We start from the raw sequence: 21,306 nt of genomic DNA, 5'->3' as shown, positions 1-21,306 counted from the left end.
GCCCGATTGCGGTTAACGATGATATTCGTCTCGTCCAATAAAAACCCCGCCAACTTGGCGGGGTTTTTTATATCCAACGGAAAATAACTGACTGTTCGTTCGCGGGTTATTTGTTATCTGCTAAGCGTTTATTTATTTTATAAGTAACACTCAGCGTCGATGTTGTTATATCGTCCTTTGTTGTAGCCTTAACCCACAGCTTGTTACGATATTGGCTAGTTAATGGGGATGCCAGTGAATTGCCGTTGCTAAACTTTTCACCGGCACTCACACCTAACTCTCCCACCTCTTTATTAATAAATGCCGCAAAGTCTTGTGCCCAAAGGAATCGGCTTGAACGCGTCACGGTGAAAGTATGCTCACTCTTTTGCTGGGTAGCAGAATCATTAACGCTAAGCACAATGGTCGATCCCACAGGTAAATCATCACCCTCTTTGGTAATAATTGCTGAAGGTTTTGTATTAAGTACCCACACTGGATCATACCTAAGCTCAGTTTCAGTCGTGGTCAGGCTGGCGGTATACCCTTTTGCCTGATAAAAATCAGGCAGCCACAGATGATTGCGCGACTGGCTGGCAATCGGCTTAATCTCGTCCGCTTCATTCTTAACACCGGCCTTGAGCATGCCTTTACTGTTGTTAATAGCTTCCGATACCAACAACGGCCAGCGATATTTGTCGAGCAGCATAGGATCGATACCATCAATGTTTACACTGCCCAGCTCAACGAGATTATTTTTCTCATCGCGCACTTCCCAGGCAATATTATGCGGTTTTTGCGGCAGGTCTTTGGCTTCAATTTGCTTAATGTCGACCATTTCAACGGGCGTGACGGCAGTTTGGCCGTTCAGACCATAGTTGTATAAGGTGTTATCGACGCTGACATAGAGCAAGCCATTCGAAATAGCCGGCGCAGACATCTTTTCAGCTTTACCTTTACGTACAAGCAGCGTTTTGCTTTGCTTACCGTCGGGTGAAAAACCTATTACGCTAACCAGCGGCTCGGGCGTCGTTTGAATATAACTGGTGTAGGCCCACCCGGTTTGTGGGTCGATAGCCAACTTGCCGGTGAACGCATTGTTTTTACCCTCGTCTATCGGTAGCGCGATTTGGAAAAGCTCTTTGCCCGTTTTAGTGTCGATAGCATAGATTTTATTGAAGAAAGATTCGTAGAGCTGGCCCTCAAGGCCGAGAATATAGTTTCTTTCTCGGAACGAAGGCGACAGTTGCTTACTGTCAAACGTCCACTGTTTAACCGCAGGATTATTAAACGGATGGAACTTAACTACAGAGCTGTCCGCAGCATACATCGGACCATAGAGATAGCCTTGGTCGTCTTGAACAACATCTCCGGAACGAATCTGAGGAAAACCTATGTGGCTAGTTTCTCCCTGTTCGGCATTGAGTAAATAGGCCTCATTTTCGTATTCCGAAGCATAAATTTGGCTTCCATCGTCATTAAGCACAATATAATTTAAGGTATTTTCAATATTCTCCCGCCATAATGGCGACCTTCCCGACGAAGAAACGCTTAATTTAAGGGCATAGACGCTGCTACCTGATAGTTTCCCATGAGGCGTCATCACATAAATTTTTCTATAATCAGGACTAAATAGCACCCCATTAATATTACTTGTCTTTGGCGCCTGAAAAACATAATTCTCCACCTGATAATTATTCGCGGCAATATATTTTGATATAGCTGAATAATTATCTTTAGTGGACGGAATATAAATTCCGTTATCTTTGCCGATGAAAGGCATCACCTGGGTACGCCTGACACCCTGTTCATTATATACCGAAGTCTGAACATGGCCACTCCGATCAACGACGTGAAATCCCTGAGCAGACTTATTTTCCCCTATGCCGGTCACGAAGGCCACGACGGTGCCATCACCTGTGGTGGCTACCTTATCGATCGTCTGGTCAAAGTCTACCGACCACAGCGGTTTTAGCGCCTGCCCAACGCCCTGAGCTATCGCGCTCACTGATGTTAATAATGAGACGGCCAGCAAAGAGGTTAAACCTATTCCAACAAGTGTTTTTTTCAAAGATAAAATTCCTTATTAAATACTTTCCATTATGTTAATAACAATCATAAAATAAAATGAAGACATTCATTTCAAGTAATGAATAAGGATAGTAAACGAGACATGTAATAAAATATATCCACTTATTATTTATTAATAATATTAAAATCTTTATGAAATATAAATAAGAATGAACTGCCGGGAGGGTATCGACTAAGTAACCGTAAATATTACAGGCAAAAAAAAACACTTGCCGGAGAGACAAGTGTAAAAACAATCAGGTCTTAGACAACAGGGGTAGTGTCACACTCAACGTATTGCCTGCTGGATGATAACCACAAGGTTATCGGTCAGATAGACAAGAGACACTGTAATTTGGCTCTGCATCATTCCCAGGTTTATGAAGCTACGCAGTCATAAGAGGGTGGAATGAGCATCTACACGATGGATTATGCAGAACCCATGCCAGCTTTAAAATACCCCTGTAAGTATGATGCAAAACATCAACTAAATAACTGATAATTAACAACTTTAAAAAATTATATTTTTTAAGTGATCCCGCCTGCGAACCCTTATCAGCAATCACTTTACCGTATACCTCGTGCAGAGTGTCGCCCTTGAGAGACAGTTTAGATCTATTAAATATTTATACAACAATATCAATAAGTTAAATGTCTCTTCTCGGCGACAGTTATCCCCCTACACGAGGAGAATAACTGCCTAACCTGCTTTTTTTAATATTAAATAGTCAAATAAAACATAGAGTTAAATCACTGTGTCGCCAAATACTCACAACGCATTGATCCGCTTAAGAATCGCCTGTTTTTCGTCCTGTAATTTTGACGAGTCTTTAGTAAACTCTGGTTTTAGCTTCAGCACCTCATCAAGCTTTTCACCCAGCGTTGGACTGCCCTCAATCCAGGCATTGGTTGCGTCATCCCCTATGACACTAGCAACAATAGTCGCTGCTTTTTCATAGGTTTGAATGTCAATCCACGGCGTATTAAAAGAAAATGCCGGCGTTTTTGAAATGACTAATAACGGTGTTTCAGCACGAATATCACGCGATGAACTGCCAATACGCAGCGTGAATTTACCGGGTTCAAGTACCCAGTCGCCTTTATCCGCGTCATAATAGGAGAAAGCACGCTTATCCAGCCTAAAGGACACACTTTTTTCTTCACCGGCGGGCAGGCTCACCTTTTGAAAAGCCTTTAACTCCTGCATCGGCCGATCGAGGCGTGAAGCGTCGTCATGCACATAAAGCTGCACTACCTCCCTTGCCGCTACCTTAGAAGTGTTTCTCACGGAAATGCTGACCTCTACGCTGCCCTGCTTATCAATGTTGAACTGCGGGCTTTGTGGCGTGATTTTTCCATACTCAATGGTTGAGTAAGAGAGCCCGTAGCCGAAGGGATACATCGGCGCGATGCGGCGGGTATCAAAATAACGATAACCGACGTAAATGCCTTCGCCGTAGTTTACGGTTTTAGCGTTGCCTGGATAATTGCCGTAACTCGGCGAGTCCTCTAAGCGTTTTGGAAACGTCAGCGGCAGCTTGCCGGAAGGATTGACCTTACCGGTCAGGATGTCTGCCACCGCGTTACCCGCCTGCTCACCGGGCTGCCAGGTGAGCAGAACGGCATCGGCGTTGTCCTCCCAGCCATTGATTTCAATCGGTGACCCTACGTTAAGCAGCACCGTGACTTTTTTATGCTGCCGATGGAAAGCCGCCGCCACCTTTTCAATCATCGCAACTTCATCGCCGTGCATAGCCATTGAGTAGCGATCTGCACCTTCAGTGGAGCTGCGTCCGATAGATATCAACGCCATGTCGCTTTCCTGCGCGGCACGGTTAATGATGTCGTCACTGGCCTGCTCATCCAGCTTATGCCCTTCAACGTTGTCTATCAGGGTCAGACCGGCGTTTTTAAGCCCCTGCGGCAGCGTCACCAGACGCTTGGGATCAATATTGACCTCGGCACTGCCGCCGCCCACCACGTAGAAATTATCAATATTATGGCCAAAGCCGGCAATACGCAGATTGGCCGGCACTGGCAGGGTCTGCGACTGGTTTTTCAGCAAAACCATCGAATCGGCTGCGGCCTGACGCGCCAACGCAGAGCGATCGCCAATCGCAGCGGCAACGGGCGCAGACTGTGTTTTAAAACGGTGGGTCTTGATGATGATATTTAAAATATTTTTAATATTTTCGTCTATCTGCTGCGGAGTAATTTCACCGGAATTCAACGCCGCTAATACGACGTCTTTCGGGTCGGTGTTACGTCGCAGAAAAGGGGTGTCTTTTTCGGACAGGCCGCCAGGCATATTAAGATCGTTACCCGCCAGCAATGACCTCACCGGATCGGTCACACCATACCAATCAGACATCACGAACCCGTTAAATTTCCACTGTTTTCGCAGAACCTCTTTCAGCAACCAAGGATTCTGCGACGAAGGCGTGCCGTTAATGGCCGGATAAGAGCTCATCACTGCCCACGGCTGGGCGTGATCCATGACATATTCAAAACCGGGAAAATAGATCTCGCGCAGTGCGCGGTCAGAAATAATCTCGTTCACCGTTTGGCGGCGCGTTTCTTGGTTGTTAGCGGCGAAATGTTTGACCACCGCCCCGACGCCTTCTGCCTGCATCCCGTTAATATAGGCGGCAGTAATCATGGCGTTAAGAAGGGGATCTTCGGTGAAATACTCGAAGTTACGGCCGTTAAGCGGGTTGCGCTGAATGTTAATGGCGGGTCCTAACATCAAATCAACACCGTAGGACTTGGCCTGTTCACCAATAGCGCCGCCTACGCGCTGAATGAGCGCGGGGTCCCAGGTGGCAGCCATCGCAACGGATACTGGAAATCCGGTGGCAAAACGTTTCTCGCCGCCGGTCGGACCGGCGCCTAACCGCACACCTATTGGCCCGTCGGCAAAGACAATCTGCGGAACGCCCAAGCGTGGGATCGCCAGCGTTGAGCCCGCCGCACCGGCAACGTTCGTCGCGTTGTTCATACCGGTGCCGGAAACAAAGGCGGCTTTCTCTTGCAGTGTCATGGCGGCGATTACAGCGGGTATCGAGGCGGCATCGGTTAACTGCGGCACGGCCAGTGCGGGGGCAGACAGCAGAGTAAAGGCAGTAAACAGGCCTATTTTATTTATCTTCATACTCTTCCCTTAGCAAAGTATTTCCAGAAATAAGAAATATTTAAGATTCCATTCCAGTGAGCCTTTTGCACGAATCACTCGGTGAACTGTTCTTATGAACCAATTGGTTATAGCTTTTATGAGGGAGGCTTTGCAGTGATCTGTGCCGCAGGGTAAAGAATTTTAAGCGTGATTGAGAAAATATTTGAGGGGGAAGTAGAAGAGATTAAAAAATCAGAAACGATAGAAAACAAAAAGCCCTGCATTTCTGCAGGGCTCTTTATTTGAATTGGTCGGCGAGAGAGGATTCGAACCTCCGACCCACTGGTCCCAAACCAGTTGCGCTACCAAGCTGCGCTACTCGCCGATGTATTGCCTTTACTATTACAACTTGTCTTTCTGGTTACGCTCAGAGCTTTTAAAGTTTTGTGTGGTGCGAAGAGAGGGACTTGAACCCTCACGTCCGTAAGAACACTAACACCTGAAGCTAGCGCGTCTACCAATTCCGCCACCTTCGCACAGTCACAAACTTTACTCTTTACTACTCACACATTCTTCTTTTAAAGGAAGAAGTGGGGTGGCTAATGGGACTCGAACCCACGACAACTGGAATCACAATCCAGGGCTCTACCAACTGAGCTATAGCCACCATCGTATCTTTACTTCACGTACCGAAACTAACACCGCAACTCTTTGCGCAAAACCGACCGAGGTCAATGGTGCGCCCGACAGGATTCGAACCTGAGACCTCTGCCTCCGGAGGGCAGCGCTCTATCCAGCTGAGCTACGGGCGCTTAGCGCCGTTGCGGGTGGGGATACTACGGCTTAACCGCCATACTGTCTAGTGCTTTTTTTTGAAAAAGTTTCGTTTGGTTACGAATTGCGCATTACGCACTAAAAGTAGGCATATCAAACACCCCACCCCCACTTATTTCCCTAAAAAGTCCTTAATGGCTGTGGCGATTCATCCCTAGAACCCGGTAAATCAGCGAGACGCCCGCGATAAAAATACCGCCAACCAGCAAAGAAACTCGCGTATCTGGGTTAATTGCCATCCCAATTAGCACGCAAAGGAGAAAAGCCAGCGTCAAATAGTTGCTGTAAGGGAACAGAATAGATTTAAACGGATGACTCTTCAGCGCCTCGCGATGCGCTTCACGAAAACGCAGCTGACTCACCAGCACCACAAACCACGGCACCATGCCCGGCAGGACGCTCGCACTGTAGACATAAACGAACACCTGCTCAGGATTGGGGATCAGGTAATTCAGGGCAGACCCCACCAGCAAGCACAGAATCGTTATCGCGATACCGTAAACCGGCACACCGCTGGCCGAGACTTTCGACAAAAATGCCGGCAGTTGACGGTTCTGCGACAGCGCATAGAGCATACGCCCGCAGCTGTACATGCCGCTGTTACAGCCAGAAAGCGCTGCGGTCAGCACCACAAAGTTGATAATACCGGCCGCCGCCGTGATCCCAACCTTAGCAAAGGTTAAAACAAACGGGCTGCCGTGGGTGCCCATTTCATTCCACGGGAAGAGAGTAATAATGACAAAAATCGCGCCGACGTAAAAAATCAGGATACGCCACAGGATGTTGTTGATTGCACGTTTGAGCGTGACCTGCGGATTTTTGGCTTCACCGGCGGTGATCCCCACCAGTTCAACGCCTTGATAGGAGGCGACCACAATACAGAGCGCAAACAGAAAGCCTTTCCAGCCTCCGGCAAAGAAGCCGCCGTGCACGGTCAGGTTATCGAAACCGATTGCCTGCCCATGATTACCAAAGCCAAAGAAAATAACCGCCAGACCGACGACGATCATCACAATAATGGTGGTGATTTTAATCAGTGCGAACCAGAACTCCATTTCGCCGTAGAGCTTGACCGCCGCCAGGTTAGCAGCAGCTACGATAGCTACGGCTGCCAGCGCGGGTATCCACTGGGGAAGCTCGGGGAACCAGTACTGGGCATAAACACCGATGGCGGTGATTTCAGAGATACCCACCGCTATCCACATGAACCAATAGCTCCAGGCGGTAAGATAGCCGAAGTAAGGTCCGAGGTATTTATGCGCGTAAACGGCAAACGAACCGGCAACCGGCTCCAGATGGAGCATCTCGCCCATAGAGCGCATGATGAAAAAGACAAAAACGCCGGCCAGTATGTAGGCCAATAATACGGACGGGCCGGCCCATTTAAGGGTGCTCGCCGCGCCCATAAACAGTCCTACGCCGATAGTCCCACCCAAGGCTATCAACTCGATGTGTCGGGCTTCCAACCCTCGGTGGAGCCCCTGCTTCTCTTCGCTACTCGCCATAAGTCCTCTGTTTCTCAAATTGTTGTGTTTGTTCTTTTCCGGGTTTTCCAGAATATTATTGTTATTTCCCAAGGTAAGGGCAGATAAAACGGCGGTATGTTTCCGTATTTTGCAGTCAGTTGCAAACGGGAATAAGCAAAAAAGCGGAGCAGGTCGAAATTTCGGCGGGATGATGTTAAGAAAAGTGATCGGGCCTGAGCAAGTGCGCAGGCCGTTAGAAGAGGTTACAGCCGGCGAGTATAAAAATAAAATACGTACTTGAGCAGCTTGAGCTGACGCGGTAATCGGCTGGGCTGCTTAACCAGGCGGTAAAGCCATTCCAGTCCGAGCTTTTGCCAAGCCTTGGGCGCACGTTTTACCGTGCCAATAAATACGTCGTAGGTGCCACCAACGCCCATATAGAGGGCATCGGGATACGCCTTGCGGCAGTCGCGCATCAAAATTTCTTGGCGCGGTGACCCCATGGCAACCGTGACCAGCTTAGCGCCGCTAAGGCTGACTCGTTCAAACAGACCGTCGCGCTCGCCTGGGGTGAAATAGCCATTTTGGCTGCCCACAATATTGACGTTCCAAAGACTGCGCAGTTTGGCTTCGGTCTGCGACAGCACGTCCTGCTGGCCGCCAATCAGAAATACCGGCGTACCCAGCTGTCCGGCGCGCTGCATCAGTGCTTCCCAAAGATCGGCTCCGGCCACTCGCTCAACCTCGGCCTGCGGGTACTTACGGCGGATCGACGCTGCAATACTGACGCCGTCGGCGTACTTGTAATCGGCCTCTTTGATAAGCGCACGCAGCTGCGCGTCGCGCTCGGTAGTCAGCACTTTTTCCGCGTTTATCGCCACCAGAGTGCCGATTTTTACGCCATCCTCAGACAGGAGATAGTCGCGGAACTGGTCCATGTTGCGAAAGCCCCACAGCTCAATGCCACGGATAGTGTATTTAGGAATAGGAAGAGGACGCATTATTATCCTTTATCGCGCACGAATGGCTCGGCGACAGCAGCCGGCTCGAGAGTGGACACGCGGCCAGCGCGAATTCGTATGAGTCCGGCCACGTCAAAAAGCCAGTACAGCAGCTTGGCGGCTATCAGACAAAGGCCAAAAATGACCGCAAAAAATACCACCCGCGAGAAGAATGAATCCAGACCTTCGCGCGCCAGCACAATGATATTGAATATTGCTCCGAAACAAAAGCTTTGCAAAATCGCTGCCTTGTAAGGGTTTACCGCATTTTTACCCAGCGTGTAGAGCCAGTCGAACCACTTGATAATCAGCCCTACGGCAATGGCACCCAGCGGAATAAACGCGGCGCCGCCCATCACGACCAGTGAGCCAATCAGCGTGGGAGAAATCGCCAGCCCCGAATGGTTGTCCAGTACTTCCCAGGTGAAATAATTACCGGTATTCATCACGGCCGATGGCCTGCCGTGCCACAGCCAGCTTGGAATGAACACGTAAAAGTCGCGAACAATCGGCATCAGTCCTTGGAAGTGAATTTTGTCGTAATTTTGTAGCAACAGCGCCAGGTTTTCCCACGGCGAGAAGGTGTCGCGGGTTAGATAGAGGAAGGTATAAAAAGCCTCTGGTCCGCTGACGTCGAGGTTATAGCGTTTAAGCGCCAGCCAGAACATGCCAAGCACCGCCATTACCCCGGCAATCAGCAGCATCCAAAGCGTGATCCAGCCGCGAATAATGCCGATAAACAAAAACAGCGCGAGGGCGATGATGATGTTGGCGCGCGTGCCGCCAACAACGACGTAAGTCAGCAGCCCAAAAGCAAAGGTGGCGGCCAAGAAGAGTAACCAGTTGCGGCGGTTTTGCTTGAGGAAATAGACCACTAGCATCGCCGGAATAAAGAAATAGAAGAAACGTTTGAGCGCCACGCCCGAGACGTTACTCGAAAAGATCTGGCTGTAAGTGGCAAGCTTAAACAGCAAGAAACCGTTGTGTGCGAAGAACACCCCTAAGGTGCCGAAGGCCACTAGCGCCATCAGTATCCAGGTTAAATGCGTTTCAACCCGATTCATGGAGAACACTTCACGCCGCGGCCCATCGCGTGCCTTTCTCAGGCGCGTTTTATATACCACGTAGTAGATGGCGTAGAAACAGGTGGCCGAGAGCATGGCCTGTAGCAAATACGGCACCGGCACCACGGTGACGTCAAACTGGAACACCAGCACGCAGGTGAGAGGAAAACCAAAATAGAAGGTGAGCAGATACAGGACCGAGAAAAACAGGTTGAAACTGAATCTGACGCGCCGAAACTCAAGGTAAGTCAGGCTTAAAATAAACAGCAAAGATAGGGCGTACACCACGCTCAGGCCACCCAATTGCGCCAAACTCATGATGATGCTCCGGCAGCCTTGCGCAATGCCTGCACCCAGCCCTGAATATAGTTCGGGCTAAAGAACTGAATATTCTGGCGGTCGGTGGTCAGCAATTGGCGACGCGCTTCCACCAGCGTGGCAGCATCAAGGGCGTCGTCATAGAACAGCACCGGCAAATTTTGCTCGGCCATGTCCTGCCAGAAAGGATTTTTACGACTCAGCACGAAGGGTACGCCAAACTGAATCAGCAGGCATAGCGTGCCAATCCCCTGCTGTCTCTCGAAGATAAAGTAACCCAGCGAACAGGTTTTCAGCATCTCCAGATAGTCGGCAAAGGCCATGGAATCTGTCATCAGTTCGACGTTTTCAGCGGGAAATAGCGCCAACGCTTCGCGGCGGACCTGCTCGATATAAGGCTGATTATTGGCAGGATAACCCATTGGAATAATCACCTTAACGCCCGCGCCCCACTGCTGATGCAGCGCTCGCAGGGCATCAATGTGACGATTGCTCGGGTCACCCGAGTTACCCACCAGCACGCGCGGCATGCCCTGCGGCACCGGCGTATCGGCGGGCAAGGTTAGCGCTGGGTCCATGCGAGTAGGGAAATAAAGCAGTGAAGACGGCACATGGGCATGGCGTTGATGATAGAAAGACAAATCACCGCGGGTGGCAAAAACGTGCCCTATCCGCCCCTGCGCCAGTCGGCGAAGCAAATAAAACATTTTAAACTTCAGACTGCCGGAGGTTTCATACAGATCTGCCCCCCAAATATGCCAAACACCCTGCCGTGCCTTGATTTTACCACTCAGCAACGCTAGCCAAAGGCCGGGATTAAACTGCCCATGAAAGAAGAAACGACAGTTTTTGTCAGCCTGCGCTTTGGCAATCACCGCCTGCGCCAGCGACTTTTTATCGGCGAGCACCTCAATGTGCAAATGCTTGAACTGCGCTAAGGCGGAAGCATCGCGGCTGGCAACCATGAAATTTTGCGCCTGCTCACGCGGGACGTGAGCGAGCAGCACGTCATTAAAGAAATGCAGCACGGTTAAATTATGATGCGGGATATCAGATCCCAAAACGTGAATCAGCGTTGTCATGCTCGTCTACGGTAGATAACAAAAAGGGTACAGCACAGCGCAAAGTAGATGATGTAAGTGGCCATGTAGGCCTGCGCTGCGCCCAGTGCGCCGTGCATCGGGATCAGCCAATGCGAAAACAGCGTGAGCAGCAGAAACTGGCTGATTTCAGTCAACAAATAAAAGCGCAACGACGCCTTGGCTATCACCAAATATCCAAAAATATAGGCGCTGACTTTTAACACATCGCCCACCAACTGCCAGGCAAAAAGGTCACGCATGGCGGCAAATTCGGGTGAAAAAAGTAGCCAGATAGCGAAATCACGCAGTAGCCACACCGTAAAGCTGGCAGCCGCTACCGCCGGAAGCACAAATTTCAGCGCTTTAACAATTTCCTGACTTATCTGCTTTTTGTCCGTCAGTCGGGCCAGCGTAGGCAAAAGATAGACGCTGTACGAGGCGGTAATAAACTGCAAATAAGCGTCTGATATACTGCTCACGCCCTGCCAAATACCTACTGCCTCCCAGCCATCATGCTTGGCCAACAGGTTACGCATCATCACGTAGGCTACTGGCAGAGTGACCGAGGTCATCAGCGCCATCACGGTAAACTTGCCGAACTGGCGGGCCAATGGCCGATCCCAGCGCAGCGCCAGAGCACTGAAGGTAAAGTTGCGACGACGCAGCAGCATTATCGCCGCAGGCCCCACGACCAGCGCGGGCACCAGCGCAAATCCCACCAGCGCACCCGCATAGCCGCCAAGCATAAAGCAGGCGTAATAGGCCAGCAGGCCAATCAGACTGCCGCCGATCACCGCCAAGGCATTGCCCTGCGCGTCGCGATAACCCTTTAAAATAGCCTGAAACAGGTTGGCGTAGGCAATGCCCATTTGAATCAGTGCCACCGCCCGCATCACCGATTGATACTCGGCGTGGCCAAACAGTGCGACGCTCAACGGTTGAGCTGCAACCAAAAAAATCAACGCCAGCGCAGTAGAGAAAACAAGAATCAGGGTTGAGGCGGTGCCCAATACGGCTTTTATCCGCTCGGCGTTGTCTTTGTTTTCGGCGACGTATTTGGTGACGCCGTTAAAAATTCCGGCACCCGAAAGCACGCCAAGTACGGTGATCAGCTGCCGAAAGTTACCGGCCTGCCCAACGCCAGCTGGCCCAAACGCTACGGCTAGCAGCTTGATGACTACCAGTCCGGCACCAATTTTAATCAGCGTCGAGGCGGCAGTCCAGATTGAAGCCTTGGCTAACGACATATCAGGCGAAGAAGCTTTTCAGGGTTGAAATTACCGCCTGCTGCATCGCGTTGCTCATGTTGTAGAACAGCGGTAAACGCAGCAGCTTGCCGCTTTCTTCTGTGGTATGCACGTCTTCACCGAAGAAATAGCCATATTTTTCACCCGCCGTCGAAGAGTGCAAGGGAATGTAGTGGAAAACGGTGAGGATCTCGGCCTCTTTCATATAGGCAATAAGGGCATCACGTTTTTCACTGGTTTCAAACTTTATATAAAACATGTGCGCATTGTGCACACAGCCCGGCGCAAGGGTCGGCAGCACCAGTTGGCCTTTCTCCTGCAACGGTTTCAACGCTTTATAGTAGTTGTTCCACAACGCCAGACGGCGGTTGTTAATCTCCTGCGCCGCTTCGAGCTGGGCCCATAAATAGGCCGCCTGCAAATCGGCCATTAAATAGCTGGAGCCGATATCATGCCAGGTGTATTTATCAACCTGCCCGCGGAAGAACTGGCTGCGGTTAGTGCCTTTTTCACGAATAATTTCGGCACGTTCGATAAGTTCGGGGCTGTTAATCAGCGTCGCGCCCCCTTCCCCACCGGCAGTGTAGTTTTTAGTTTCATGAAAACTAAAGCAGCCGATGTGGCCGATGGTGCCTAGCGCGCGGCCTTTATAGGTCGACATCACGCCCTGCGCGGCGTCTTCAACCACAAACAGGCCGTGCTTCTCGGCCAGCGCCATGATGACGTCCATCTCGCAGGCCACGCCCGCGTAGTGAACCGGCACAATCGCCCGCGTTTTATCGGTAATGGCCGCTTCAATGAGCGTCTCGTCAATGTTCATCGTGTCGGGACGAATATCGACGAAGACAATACGCGCGCCGCGCAGCACAAAGGCGTTGGCGGTCGATACAAAGGTATAGCTCGGCATAATCACTTCGTCGCCAGCTTTGATATCCAGCAAAATAGCGGCCATTTCGAGCGACGCTGTGCAGGAAGGCGTCAACAGCACCTTTGGGCAGCGAAAGTTCTTTTCAAACCACTGCTGGCAGCGTCGGGTAAATCCACCGTCACCGCAAAGCTTGCCGCTGCCCATCGCAGACTGCATGTACTCGAGTTCTGTGCCAACAATTGGCGGGGAGTTAAAGGGGATCATAAAATTACCTGTACAGCCAATAGGCCGAATGAGACAGAACACCGCCGCTAGCGCGATAAAGATTGAGTGCCGCGATGTTTCCGGTTTGAGTCGCGACGTTGAGTTGTCCGATACCGCGCTCGGCGCACCAGTGTCTGGCCGCGTTAATGAGCTGTTTGCCTACGCCACGCCCAGTCGCCTGGGGCTCAACCGCCAGTAAACCCACCCTCGCAACCCGAGGTTCGACGGTGCGCAAGGTGATAAACCCCAGCAGTTGGCCTTCAGGGGCGTTTAGCGTCAAGCAGTGGGTGTCAAAGGTACCGAGAATTGCTTTTTCCGCCCACAGCGCATAGAAACGGCCCGAATCTCTGGCCTGATACCACGGCGCGCGAAAGCGGCTGAGTTGAAAAGCACTGCCCGCCAACAGACTTACCCGAGCGATATCGCGCTCGGAGGCGAGCTGGTGCTGACTGGGAGATAATTCAGCGGAATTCACGTCGAGCGAAAAATCAATCTCGCCCTCAACCAGATGAAATCCGAGTTGATAAAGTGCGTCCAGCGAGTCGGTCTGGTCAGCGGATACTTTAACCTGCACCAGCGGATAGACACTCAGCGCGCTGCGCGTGACGGTATGCGCCGCCGGATCCAGCGTCAGCTTAGCACTTGGCCGGAAGAAAAAATCACTTTCCCACTGCAAATATTCAAGATGCCCGCGAATAAGATTATCGTTCATTTTGCCTCCAGCGCCTTAAGGTCATACTACGAAGGACTTAACGCCACACGCCTTTAGTATCTACCACCCAGCGTTGTTTTATTTGCTGGCCAGGGATCAGTTTAAATGCCGTGTGGTCAACGAGCATCACTATCACGTCGGCCTGCTCAAGCGCCAGTCCGAGTTCGCACAGTTGGACTTTTTTCTCAAGGCTTTCGGGCAGGCTTTCGACGTTGGGTTCCACTGCCCAGGTTTCCCCTGCATGCCAGTCGGCAATCAGTTCTGTGACATGCACAGCCGGGCTTTCACGCAGGTCATCAATGTTGGGTTTAAACGCCAGCCCAAAGCAGGCAATTTTCACCTCGGCTGCGCGTTTACCCGTCGCGGTCAGGCAGTCGGCAACCGCCGCTTTGACTTTATCGACTACCCACAGCGGCTTACTGTCGTTAACCTCACGCGCGGTGCGAATAAGACGAGCCAAATCAGGATGCTGCGATACGATGAACCACGGATCGACGGCGATACAGTGTCCGCCAACGCCGGGACCCGGTTGCAGTATATTGACGCGCGGATGCCGATTGGCCAGGCGGATAAGCTCCCAAACATCGATACCCTGCTCATCACAAATCAGCGATAGCTCATTGGCAAAGGCAATATTCACATCGCGAAAACTGTTTTCGGTGAGCTTACACATCTCGGCGGTACGGCTGTTAGTCGTCACACATTCGCCAAGCAGAAAAATATTATATAACTCACTGGCACGCACCGAGCATCGCGGCGTCATACCGCCGATCACCCGATCGTTTTTAATCAGTTCAACCATCACTTTGCCCGGCAGCACGCGCTCTGGGCAATAGGCAATATTGATATCTGGTGCCGTTGTATCCTGTTGCGGAAAGCGCAGATCGGGGCGCAGCGCCGCCAGCCACTCGGCCATTCGCTCGGTGGCGCCTACCGGCGAGGTCGATTCAAGAATAATCAAATCGCCTTTTTTTAGCACCGGTGCCAGTGAGGTTACTGCTTTTTCGACAAAAACCATGTCAGGCTGGTGACCTTCCCTGAACGGCGTCGGCACCGCAATGAGGAAGGCATCGGCGGGCTCCGGTGCAGTTACTGCGCGAAGATAGCCTACTTCAACGGCATTTTTGACCAACTCTTCAAGATCCGGCTCGATAATGTGCACGCCGCCGCGGTTGATGATGTCGACCGCGCGCTGGTTAATGTCTACGCCAATCACTTTTTTATGGCGTGAGGCGAAAGCTGCGGCCGTTGGCAGCCCAATGTAGCCCAATCCAATCACGGAAATAGTGTTAAAGGCGCTGTCTCTTTCAGCAAATTCTTTGTTTGCAGCGGTCATGGTGTCACTCTATTTTTCTTCAGCTCGGCCAGAATCCGGCCACAGGCATGCCCATCACCGTAAGGATTGTGCGCCCGGCTCATTTTTTGATAAGCATCCGCATCGTTCAACAACTGAGACACTTCATTGACGATAGTCGCGGTATTGGTACCCACCAGCTTGACCGTTCCCGCCTCAAGCGCCTCAGGCCTTTCGGTGGTCTCACGCATGACCAGTACAGGCTTACCCAGTGAAGGCGCTTCTTCCTGAATGCCGCCAGAGTCGGTGAGGATCAGGTAGGCTTTATCCATTAAATAGACAAAGGGCAGATAGTCCTGAGGCTCAATCAAAATAACGTTGTCGATACCCTGCAAAATGCGGTTTACCGGCTCGCTAACCTGAGGATTCAAGTGAACCGGATAAAGGATTTGCACCTCGGGATTCTGCTGGGCTATTTGCGCCAGCGCGCTGCAAATCCGTTCAAATCCGCCGCCAAAGCTCTCGCGTCGATGACCTGTGACCAGAATCAGCTTCTTGTTAGCATCGATAAAACGATAACGTCGGGCAATTTCTTCTGCGCGATCCGGTGAGTCGGTGAATAATTTACGCACGCTCAGCAGCGCATCAATCACCGTATTACCGGTGACGAGAATTCGGGCGTCTTCGATACCTTCGCGCAGCAAATTACCGCGGGCGGTTTCCGTGGGGGCAAAATGCCAATTTGCCAGATGCCCAGTCAGGCGGCGATTGCCCTCCTCTGGCCACGGAGAAAGTAAATATCCCGTGCGTAAACCGGCCTCAACGTGGCCAATGGGGATCTGTTGATAAAAAGCGGCCAGACTGGCAGAAAGCGCCGTGGTGGTATCGCCGTGCACCAGCACGACATCGGGTTTGAATTCTTCAAGTACCGGCTTAAGGCCCTGCAGAATACGAATGGTAATTTCGGTCAGATCCTGTCCGGGTTTCATGATATCGAGATCGTAATCCGGCTTGATAGAAAACAGGTTTAACACCTGATCCAACATTTCACGGTGCTGTGCCGTCACGCAGACTTTTGAAACAAAGGCATCATCCTGAGCCAAAGCATGAACCAGAGGAGCCATTTTTATTGCTTCCGGCCTGGTACCGAAAATCGTTAGTACTTTCACAGAGGCATTCTCTTTTTTATAGGCGCACTTTATTAGGCGCATAGCGTTGACGACTGAACGGGCGCGAATTCCGCACCCGAATATACGTCGCTATCTTTTTATCGTTATTTATTTGACGACGCGACGCCGTGCGAGTGCAACACCCGCACCGATTAATCCACCCACTATCCCCCACATGACAGCCAGCAGCACGCGACGCGGGCTGTCACGCTTCACCGGCTCCTCAGGGGTCCGCAGGTAGCGGTATGTCTGGAATTTTGCATTCAATACCGGCCCAACGTTAAGCGTAGCCAACATCGCTTTATTTTGATCGTAGTCGATATCGAAACTCGGGCCCGAGGCCTGAAGCAGCTTCAGTCGTGCCTGCAGCATCGGCGTGCCCAGCAGGAACATGTCAGAATCAGGCAGGCTGTCCGGCGTGGCCTGCGTCATGCTGTGATCGATATTTTGCTGTTGCGCAATGTTTAGCGCCTGCTGCGTGTTGTTGAGCTCGCGGCTGTAGATAGCATTGGCCACCGCCTCTTGGCGTTTAACCTGCGCCTTCATCGACTGCGCGCGCGTTGCCCAGGCTCCCTGAATTTCATCATAGAGGTTTGAAGCCGCACGGGCACTGGCAAAGTTAACGTACTGACGCAGCAGTTTATTCGCGTCGGCGGCACTTTCTGCGGTCAGTTTCACACTGTCGTTAGGCACTTTTTTATCATCACGCGGGACAAACTGAATGGCGGCGATCAGTTTGTCGAGCAACACCGCATCTTCACCGGCATTACCGGTTTTTCGTTGACTGTAGTAAGGATTAGCGATCCAAAAATCACGGCGCGTATCGTAAGCGGCCAATTGCATGATGAATTCACTGTAGGCACCGTCAGAAATGGACGACTGATCGCCCGCCGGTGTAAACGTATTTTTGGCGTCCAGATTGCGCAGGAACTGTTCCTGAGAGAAGTATGAAGCCAGGTTATTTACCGTGGGTTTATCGGTTACCGCCGTTGAGCTCCACTGCTGAGTCATCAACAGAGAAACCAGCAGTGCCATCAGAGCAAAACCGAGCCCAAGGCCGATAATCCACAGCTTGCCTTGCCACAGGGTCCGGCAAAGACCACGGATATCCAGCTCATTATCAATGGCGAGTTCATTCCTTGTAGACATCGTCTCTGACTTCATTATTCTCACCAATCTTTAAATTAATTCGTCATGCCACTGCACGATAACACATTGTTATTAATGGTTATTGCAAGCGACTGGTCGTATTGAGAGTAAGTGTTAACTGGCTGAATGGCGGCGCAGTCTTCGTTTTACTCGTTTGATAAAACGAGCCACGCGCCACGCACGTTTTATACAATAACCGTAGAGCATAAAAGCGACAAAGAATAAGCCCAGCATCAGCCATTCAGGAAACTGTAGATGTTCGCCAATGACGCCTATAGCTGCCAGCACGGCGGCCGCCAAGGTAATCAGCACAAAAGCCTGACGCGAGGAGAACCCAGCGCGCATGATCAAATGGTGTATATGCTGGCGGTCAGCGGAAAACGGGCTCATTCCTTTACGCAGACGACGGTACATGATGGCAATCATGTCCATCAGTGGAATGGCAATCAGCCACAGCGCCGTGACCGGCGTCATCGGAGGATGGGCAAAAGTACGGGTGGTTTGAGTACACTGGAGCAATATCCAGATCACCGTAAAGCCGATTAGCGTGCTGCCTGCATCGCCCATAAAAACCTTGTAGCGACGGCCAAAGGCCCCAAGATTCAGCAGCACGTAAGGGATAATGGCGGCAATCATTGCGAAGCACCACAGAGCCAACGCGTCATTGCCAGAATAGAGCATGACGATGCCCATTGAGCCAAAAGTTACGCAGGATAAGCCACCCAGTAGGCCATCAATACCGTCAACCATGTTGAAGGCGTTGATAGAAGCCCAAACGGCAAACAGGGTGACCAGATATCCAAACGGACCTAAGACCATCTGCCAGGGGCCGATAATTCTGCCGAGGTCGTGTAAAACCATGCCGCCTTCAGCCATCATTATCACGGCAACCAGCGCCTGAACGCAGGCGCGGAACTTCACACTGATATCGAATTTATCGTCTAGTGCACCGATAAAAACCAACAGGCCCGCACAGGCAAGATAAAGAAGATTATGGGGTACGGTGGAATGACTAATATAAAAGGTGAAGCAGACCCCTGCGTATACAGAGATGCCACCAACCAGGGGGATTAATCCTTGATGGCGTTTACGGAAGTCAGGTTTATCAACTAATCCAATTTTTTTGGCAACTTTACGAGCCAAAAACAAAAAGACAAATGAAAACAATAAGATAGCTACAAGCTCAGTACTCATAGTGAGTAAATTCACAGTTAACACGTCTCTGCATTAAAATAAATCTGCATAATTGATAGGGCAGCTTGGTTTTGAATCTGGCAACAGCCATACCACCACGCGGTTTTGTAGTCATATCCTATGATGACAATTCGGATTTTATGGAATCTTTTAACGTACTCCGAAGGATCCTTCCTGCCCGCTAAATCAGAGATAAAGTAATAAATGGCACCCATCCTGGGTATCCGGTGTTATCTGAATCTGATGCCGACGCGTAATATCACTACATATCGTAGCGACCAAAAGCAGAAAACGCCACGTCTTCACGTAGCGTTTTAACACATTTACGTTCTACTCTGCATTTTCGCGCTTTTGCAGCCTGGGCTGCAGCACTCATGCTAAGAGCACGCCGGTTTTTTTGAAGCTCAGGCTCCCTTCAAACCGGCATTGATGAATTAAGAACGTTTCATCATATCGAAGAACTCATCGTTGGTTTTGGTCATGGCCAACTTGTTGATGAGGAATTCCATTGCGTCGATTTCGCCCATTGGGTGAATGATTTTGCGCAGGATCCACATCTTTTGCAGTTCTTCCGAGGTAGTAAGCAGCTCTTCTTTACGGGTACCTGAACGGTTGTAGTCGATGGCAGGGAATACGCGTTTCTCAGCGATTTTACGCGCGAGATGCAGTTCCATGTTACCGGTACCTTTAAATTCTTCGTAAATCACTTCATCCATCTTCGAACCGGTATCAACCAGCGCGGTAGCGATGATAGTCAGGCTGCCGCCCTCTTCAACGTTACGTGCCGCACCGAAGAAGCGTTTAGGACGATGCAGGGCGTTGGCGTCAACACCACCGGTCAACACTTTGCCTGATGCCGGAACAACGGTGTTGTAGGCACGGGCCAGACGGGTGATTGAGTCGAGAAGGATAATAACGTCCTTCTTGTGCTCAACCAGGCGCTTGGCTTTTTCGATGACCATTTCGGCAACTTGAACGTGACGGGATGCGGGTTCGTCGAAGGTTGAAGCAATAACTTCACCTTTAACCAGACGCTGCATCTCGGTCACTTCTTCCGGTCGTTCGTCGATCAACAGCACCATCAGCACGCAGTCTGGGTGGTTGTAAGCAATGCTGGTTGCAATATTTTGCAGCAGCATGGTTTTACCGGCTTTCGGCGGTGCGACGATCAGGCCGCGCTGGCCACGACCGATTGGCGATGCCAGGTCGAGTACGCGAGCGGTTAAGTCTTCGGTAGAACCGTTACCGCGTTCCATACGCAAACGTGAGTTGGCGTGCAGGGGGGTCAAGTTCTCGAACAGGATCTTGTTACGGGCGTTTTCGGGTTTGTCGTAGTTAACTTCATTAACTTTCAACAGGGCAAAATAACGCTCGCCTTCTTTCGGCGGACGGATTTTACCGGAAATGGTGTCACCGGTACGCAGATTGAAGCGGCGAATTTGGCTGGGAGAAACGTAAATATCATCAGGACCGGCGAGGTAGGAGCTGTCTCCAGAGCGGAGGAAACCAAATCCGTCCTGCAGTATCTCCAGAACACCGTCACCGAAGATATCTTCTCCGCTCTTGGCGTGCTGTTTCAGTATTGAAAAAATGATGTCTTGCTTACGCATGCGGGCCTGGTTTTCCAGTCCCATATTTTCGCCGAGTGTAATCAGGTCAGAAACCGGCGTATTCTTTAATTCGGTAAGATTCATAATGGTGGGTTCTTAAACTCGGGGTGTATCTCGAAAATCTGTCGTGAATGGGGATGGCAAGGACATCCATGCCAGCTTAAATTACTTTAGGGTAGAGACTCTCAATTTGCAGCTTCTGATTACAGATCGTGGGCAAGGCTCGCGAACTATTTCTTGAAAGAGGGCAGACTTAAATTGAAGGTATCTCAAAGCCGATTTTTTTAAAACCGTTAGATTGTCAAAGCACATCGCCATTACACCTGTTTTTCAACAAGTCGTTTTCTACGCAGGCAGTTTTTATCAAAGCAACTTTAATAGGCAGATGTTTTCGACACAGAGTAAAACGCTAGAATCAAACTACAGGTAAGCTTAAATATGCAGTAAGCGTAAACTTAGCACGCTTCTTTGCAGGCGTCTAGCGGTCAGTGTGAAAAACACACGCTCCCCGCCAAACGCCTGATTTAGGTCATTCAAATCTATTACAGATTTGCGTTCAGGAATTCTTTCAACTGACCTTTGGACAGTGCGCCGACTTTCGTTGCCGCCACTTCACCGCCTTTGAAAAGCAGTAAAGTTGGGATGCCGCGAATGCCGTATTTTGGCGCGGTGCCCGGGTTTTCATCGATGTTCAGTTTGGCAACAGTGAGTTTGCCTTCGAACTCGGAGGCAATTTCATCGAGGATCGGAGCAATCATCTTGCAAGGACCACACCATTCTGCCCAAAAATCGACCAGCACCAATCCTTCGGCTTTTAGTACGTCTTTGTCGAAACTGTCATCAGAAAGGTGAATAATTTTATCGCTCATGTTC

At 50.6% G+C, this 21,306-nt stretch carries 15 protein-coding genes and 4 tRNA genes; all 19 read right to left on the bottom strand.

Going from position 1 to position 21,306, the window contains the following annotated elements:
* Positions 1-106: 106 nt before the first annotated feature.
* The 19 genes from BS639_RS03410 to trxA all read right to left on the bottom strand — a co-directional run bounded on the left by BS639_RS03410 (position 107) and on the right by trxA (position 21,302).
* Complete coding sequence (locus BS639_RS03410) at positions 107-2,050, bottom strand: hypothetical protein (protein ID WP_084982261.1); 1,944 nt, start codon at positions 2,048-2,050, stop codon at positions 107-109.
* 768 nt (positions 2,051-2,818) lie between these two features.
* Positions 2,819-5,200 (bottom strand): glycoside hydrolase family 3 C-terminal domain-containing protein, encoded by a 2,382-nt coding sequence (locus BS639_RS03405; RefSeq protein ID WP_084982260.1) that lies wholly within the window; start codon positions 5,198-5,200, stop codon positions 2,819-2,821.
* Between the two features lie 269 nt (positions 5,201-5,469).
* Positions 5,470-5,546, bottom strand: a tRNA-Pro gene (locus tag BS639_RS03400).
* A 64-nt stretch (positions 5,547-5,610) separates the two neighbouring features.
* A tRNA-Leu gene (locus BS639_RS03395) sits at positions 5,611-5,697 on the bottom strand.
* A 55-nt stretch (positions 5,698-5,752) separates the two neighbouring features.
* Positions 5,753-5,828: transfer RNA gene (locus BS639_RS03390), tRNA-His, on the bottom strand.
* A 68-nt stretch (positions 5,829-5,896) separates the two neighbouring features.
* Positions 5,897-5,973: transfer RNA gene (locus tag BS639_RS03385), tRNA-Arg, on the bottom strand.
* A 153-nt stretch (positions 5,974-6,126) separates the two neighbouring features.
* The gene (gene thrP / locus BS639_RS03380) at positions 6,127-7,500 is read right to left on the bottom strand and encodes a bifunctional threonine/serine APC transporter ThrP (RefSeq protein WP_084982259.1); all 1,374 of its coding nucleotides are present in this window, start codon (positions 7,498-7,500) and stop codon (positions 6,127-6,129) included.
* A gap of 224 nt (positions 7,501-7,724) precedes the next feature.
* Positions 7,725-8,462 (bottom strand): lipopolysaccharide N-acetylmannosaminouronosyltransferase, encoded by a 738-nt coding sequence (gene wecG, locus BS639_RS03375; protein WP_055773367.1) that lies wholly within the window; start codon positions 8,460-8,462, stop codon positions 7,725-7,727.
* A gap of 2 nt (positions 8,463-8,464) precedes the next feature.
* Positions 8,465-9,844, bottom strand: a complete 1,380-nt coding sequence (gene wzyE / locus BS639_RS03370) for an ECA oligosaccharide polymerase (protein WP_084982258.1) — start codon at positions 9,842-9,844, stop codon at positions 8,465-8,467.
* A complete protein-coding gene (locus tag BS639_RS03365; RefSeq protein ID WP_084982257.1) occupies positions 9,841-10,926 on the bottom strand; it encodes a TDP-N-acetylfucosamine:lipid II N-acetylfucosaminyltransferase in 1,086 nt (361 codons plus the stop codon). Before BS639_RS03365 ends, wzyE begins: the two co-directional genes overlap by 4 nt.
* On the bottom strand, positions 10,923-12,173 hold the full coding sequence (gene wzxE, locus BS639_RS03360; protein ID WP_055773373.1) for a lipid III flippase WzxE: 1,251 nt from the start codon (positions 12,171-12,173) through the stop codon (positions 10,923-10,925). The genes BS639_RS03365 and wzxE overlap by 4 nt, the downstream gene beginning before the upstream one ends.
* A 1-nt stretch (position 12,174) precedes the next feature.
* Positions 12,175-13,305, bottom strand: coding sequence for a dTDP-4-amino-4,6-dideoxygalactose transaminase (gene rffA / locus BS639_RS03355; RefSeq protein ID WP_055773374.1), 1,131 nt, complete (start codon positions 13,303-13,305; stop codon positions 12,175-12,177).
* Between the two features lie 4 nt (positions 13,306-13,309).
* Positions 13,310-14,017: a dTDP-4-amino-4,6-dideoxy-D-galactose acyltransferase gene (rffC, locus tag BS639_RS03350; protein WP_084982256.1), complete on the bottom strand. Its 708-nt coding sequence runs from the start codon at positions 14,015-14,017 to the stop codon at positions 13,310-13,312.
* 37 nt (positions 14,018-14,054) lie between these two features.
* A complete protein-coding gene (wecC, locus tag BS639_RS03345; RefSeq protein ID WP_055773378.1) occupies positions 14,055-15,353 on the bottom strand; it encodes a UDP-N-acetyl-D-mannosamine dehydrogenase in 1,299 nt (432 codons plus the stop codon).
* Positions 15,350-16,480 (bottom strand): non-hydrolyzing UDP-N-acetylglucosamine 2-epimerase, encoded by a 1,131-nt coding sequence (gene wecB / locus BS639_RS03340; RefSeq protein WP_084982292.1) that lies wholly within the window; start codon positions 16,478-16,480, stop codon positions 15,350-15,352. Before wecB ends, wecC begins: the two co-directional genes overlap by 4 nt.
* 108 nt (positions 16,481-16,588) lie before the next feature.
* Positions 16,589-17,644, bottom strand: coding sequence for an ECA polysaccharide chain length modulation protein (wzzE, locus tag BS639_RS03335; protein ID WP_173882066.1), 1,056 nt, complete (start codon positions 17,642-17,644; stop codon positions 16,589-16,591).
* A gap of 99 nt (positions 17,645-17,743) precedes the next feature.
* Positions 17,744-18,838: a UDP-N-acetylglucosamine--undecaprenyl-phosphate N-acetylglucosaminephosphotransferase gene (wecA, locus tag BS639_RS03330; protein WP_084982254.1), complete on the bottom strand. Its 1,095-nt coding sequence runs from the start codon at positions 18,836-18,838 to the stop codon at positions 17,744-17,746.
* 419 nt (positions 18,839-19,257) lie between these two features.
* Positions 19,258-20,517 carry a transcription termination factor Rho gene (gene rho / locus BS639_RS03320; protein WP_055773386.1) on the bottom strand — a complete coding sequence of 420 codons (1,260 nt, stop codon included), beginning with the start codon at positions 20,515-20,517 and terminating at the stop codon, positions 19,258-19,260.
* Between the two features lie 458 nt (positions 20,518-20,975).
* Complete coding sequence (gene trxA / locus BS639_RS03315; RefSeq protein WP_055773388.1) at positions 20,976-21,302, bottom strand: thioredoxin TrxA; 327 nt, start codon at positions 21,300-21,302, stop codon at positions 20,976-20,978.
* Positions 21,303-21,306: the final 4 nt, after the last annotated feature.

Origin of the sequence: Rouxiella silvae (assembly GCF_002093625.1) — a bacterium.
Lineage (GTDB): Bacteria > Pseudomonadota > Gammaproteobacteria > Enterobacterales > Enterobacteriaceae > Rouxiella > Rouxiella silvae.
This window is presented reverse-complemented; position numbering and strand designations above follow the sequence as displayed.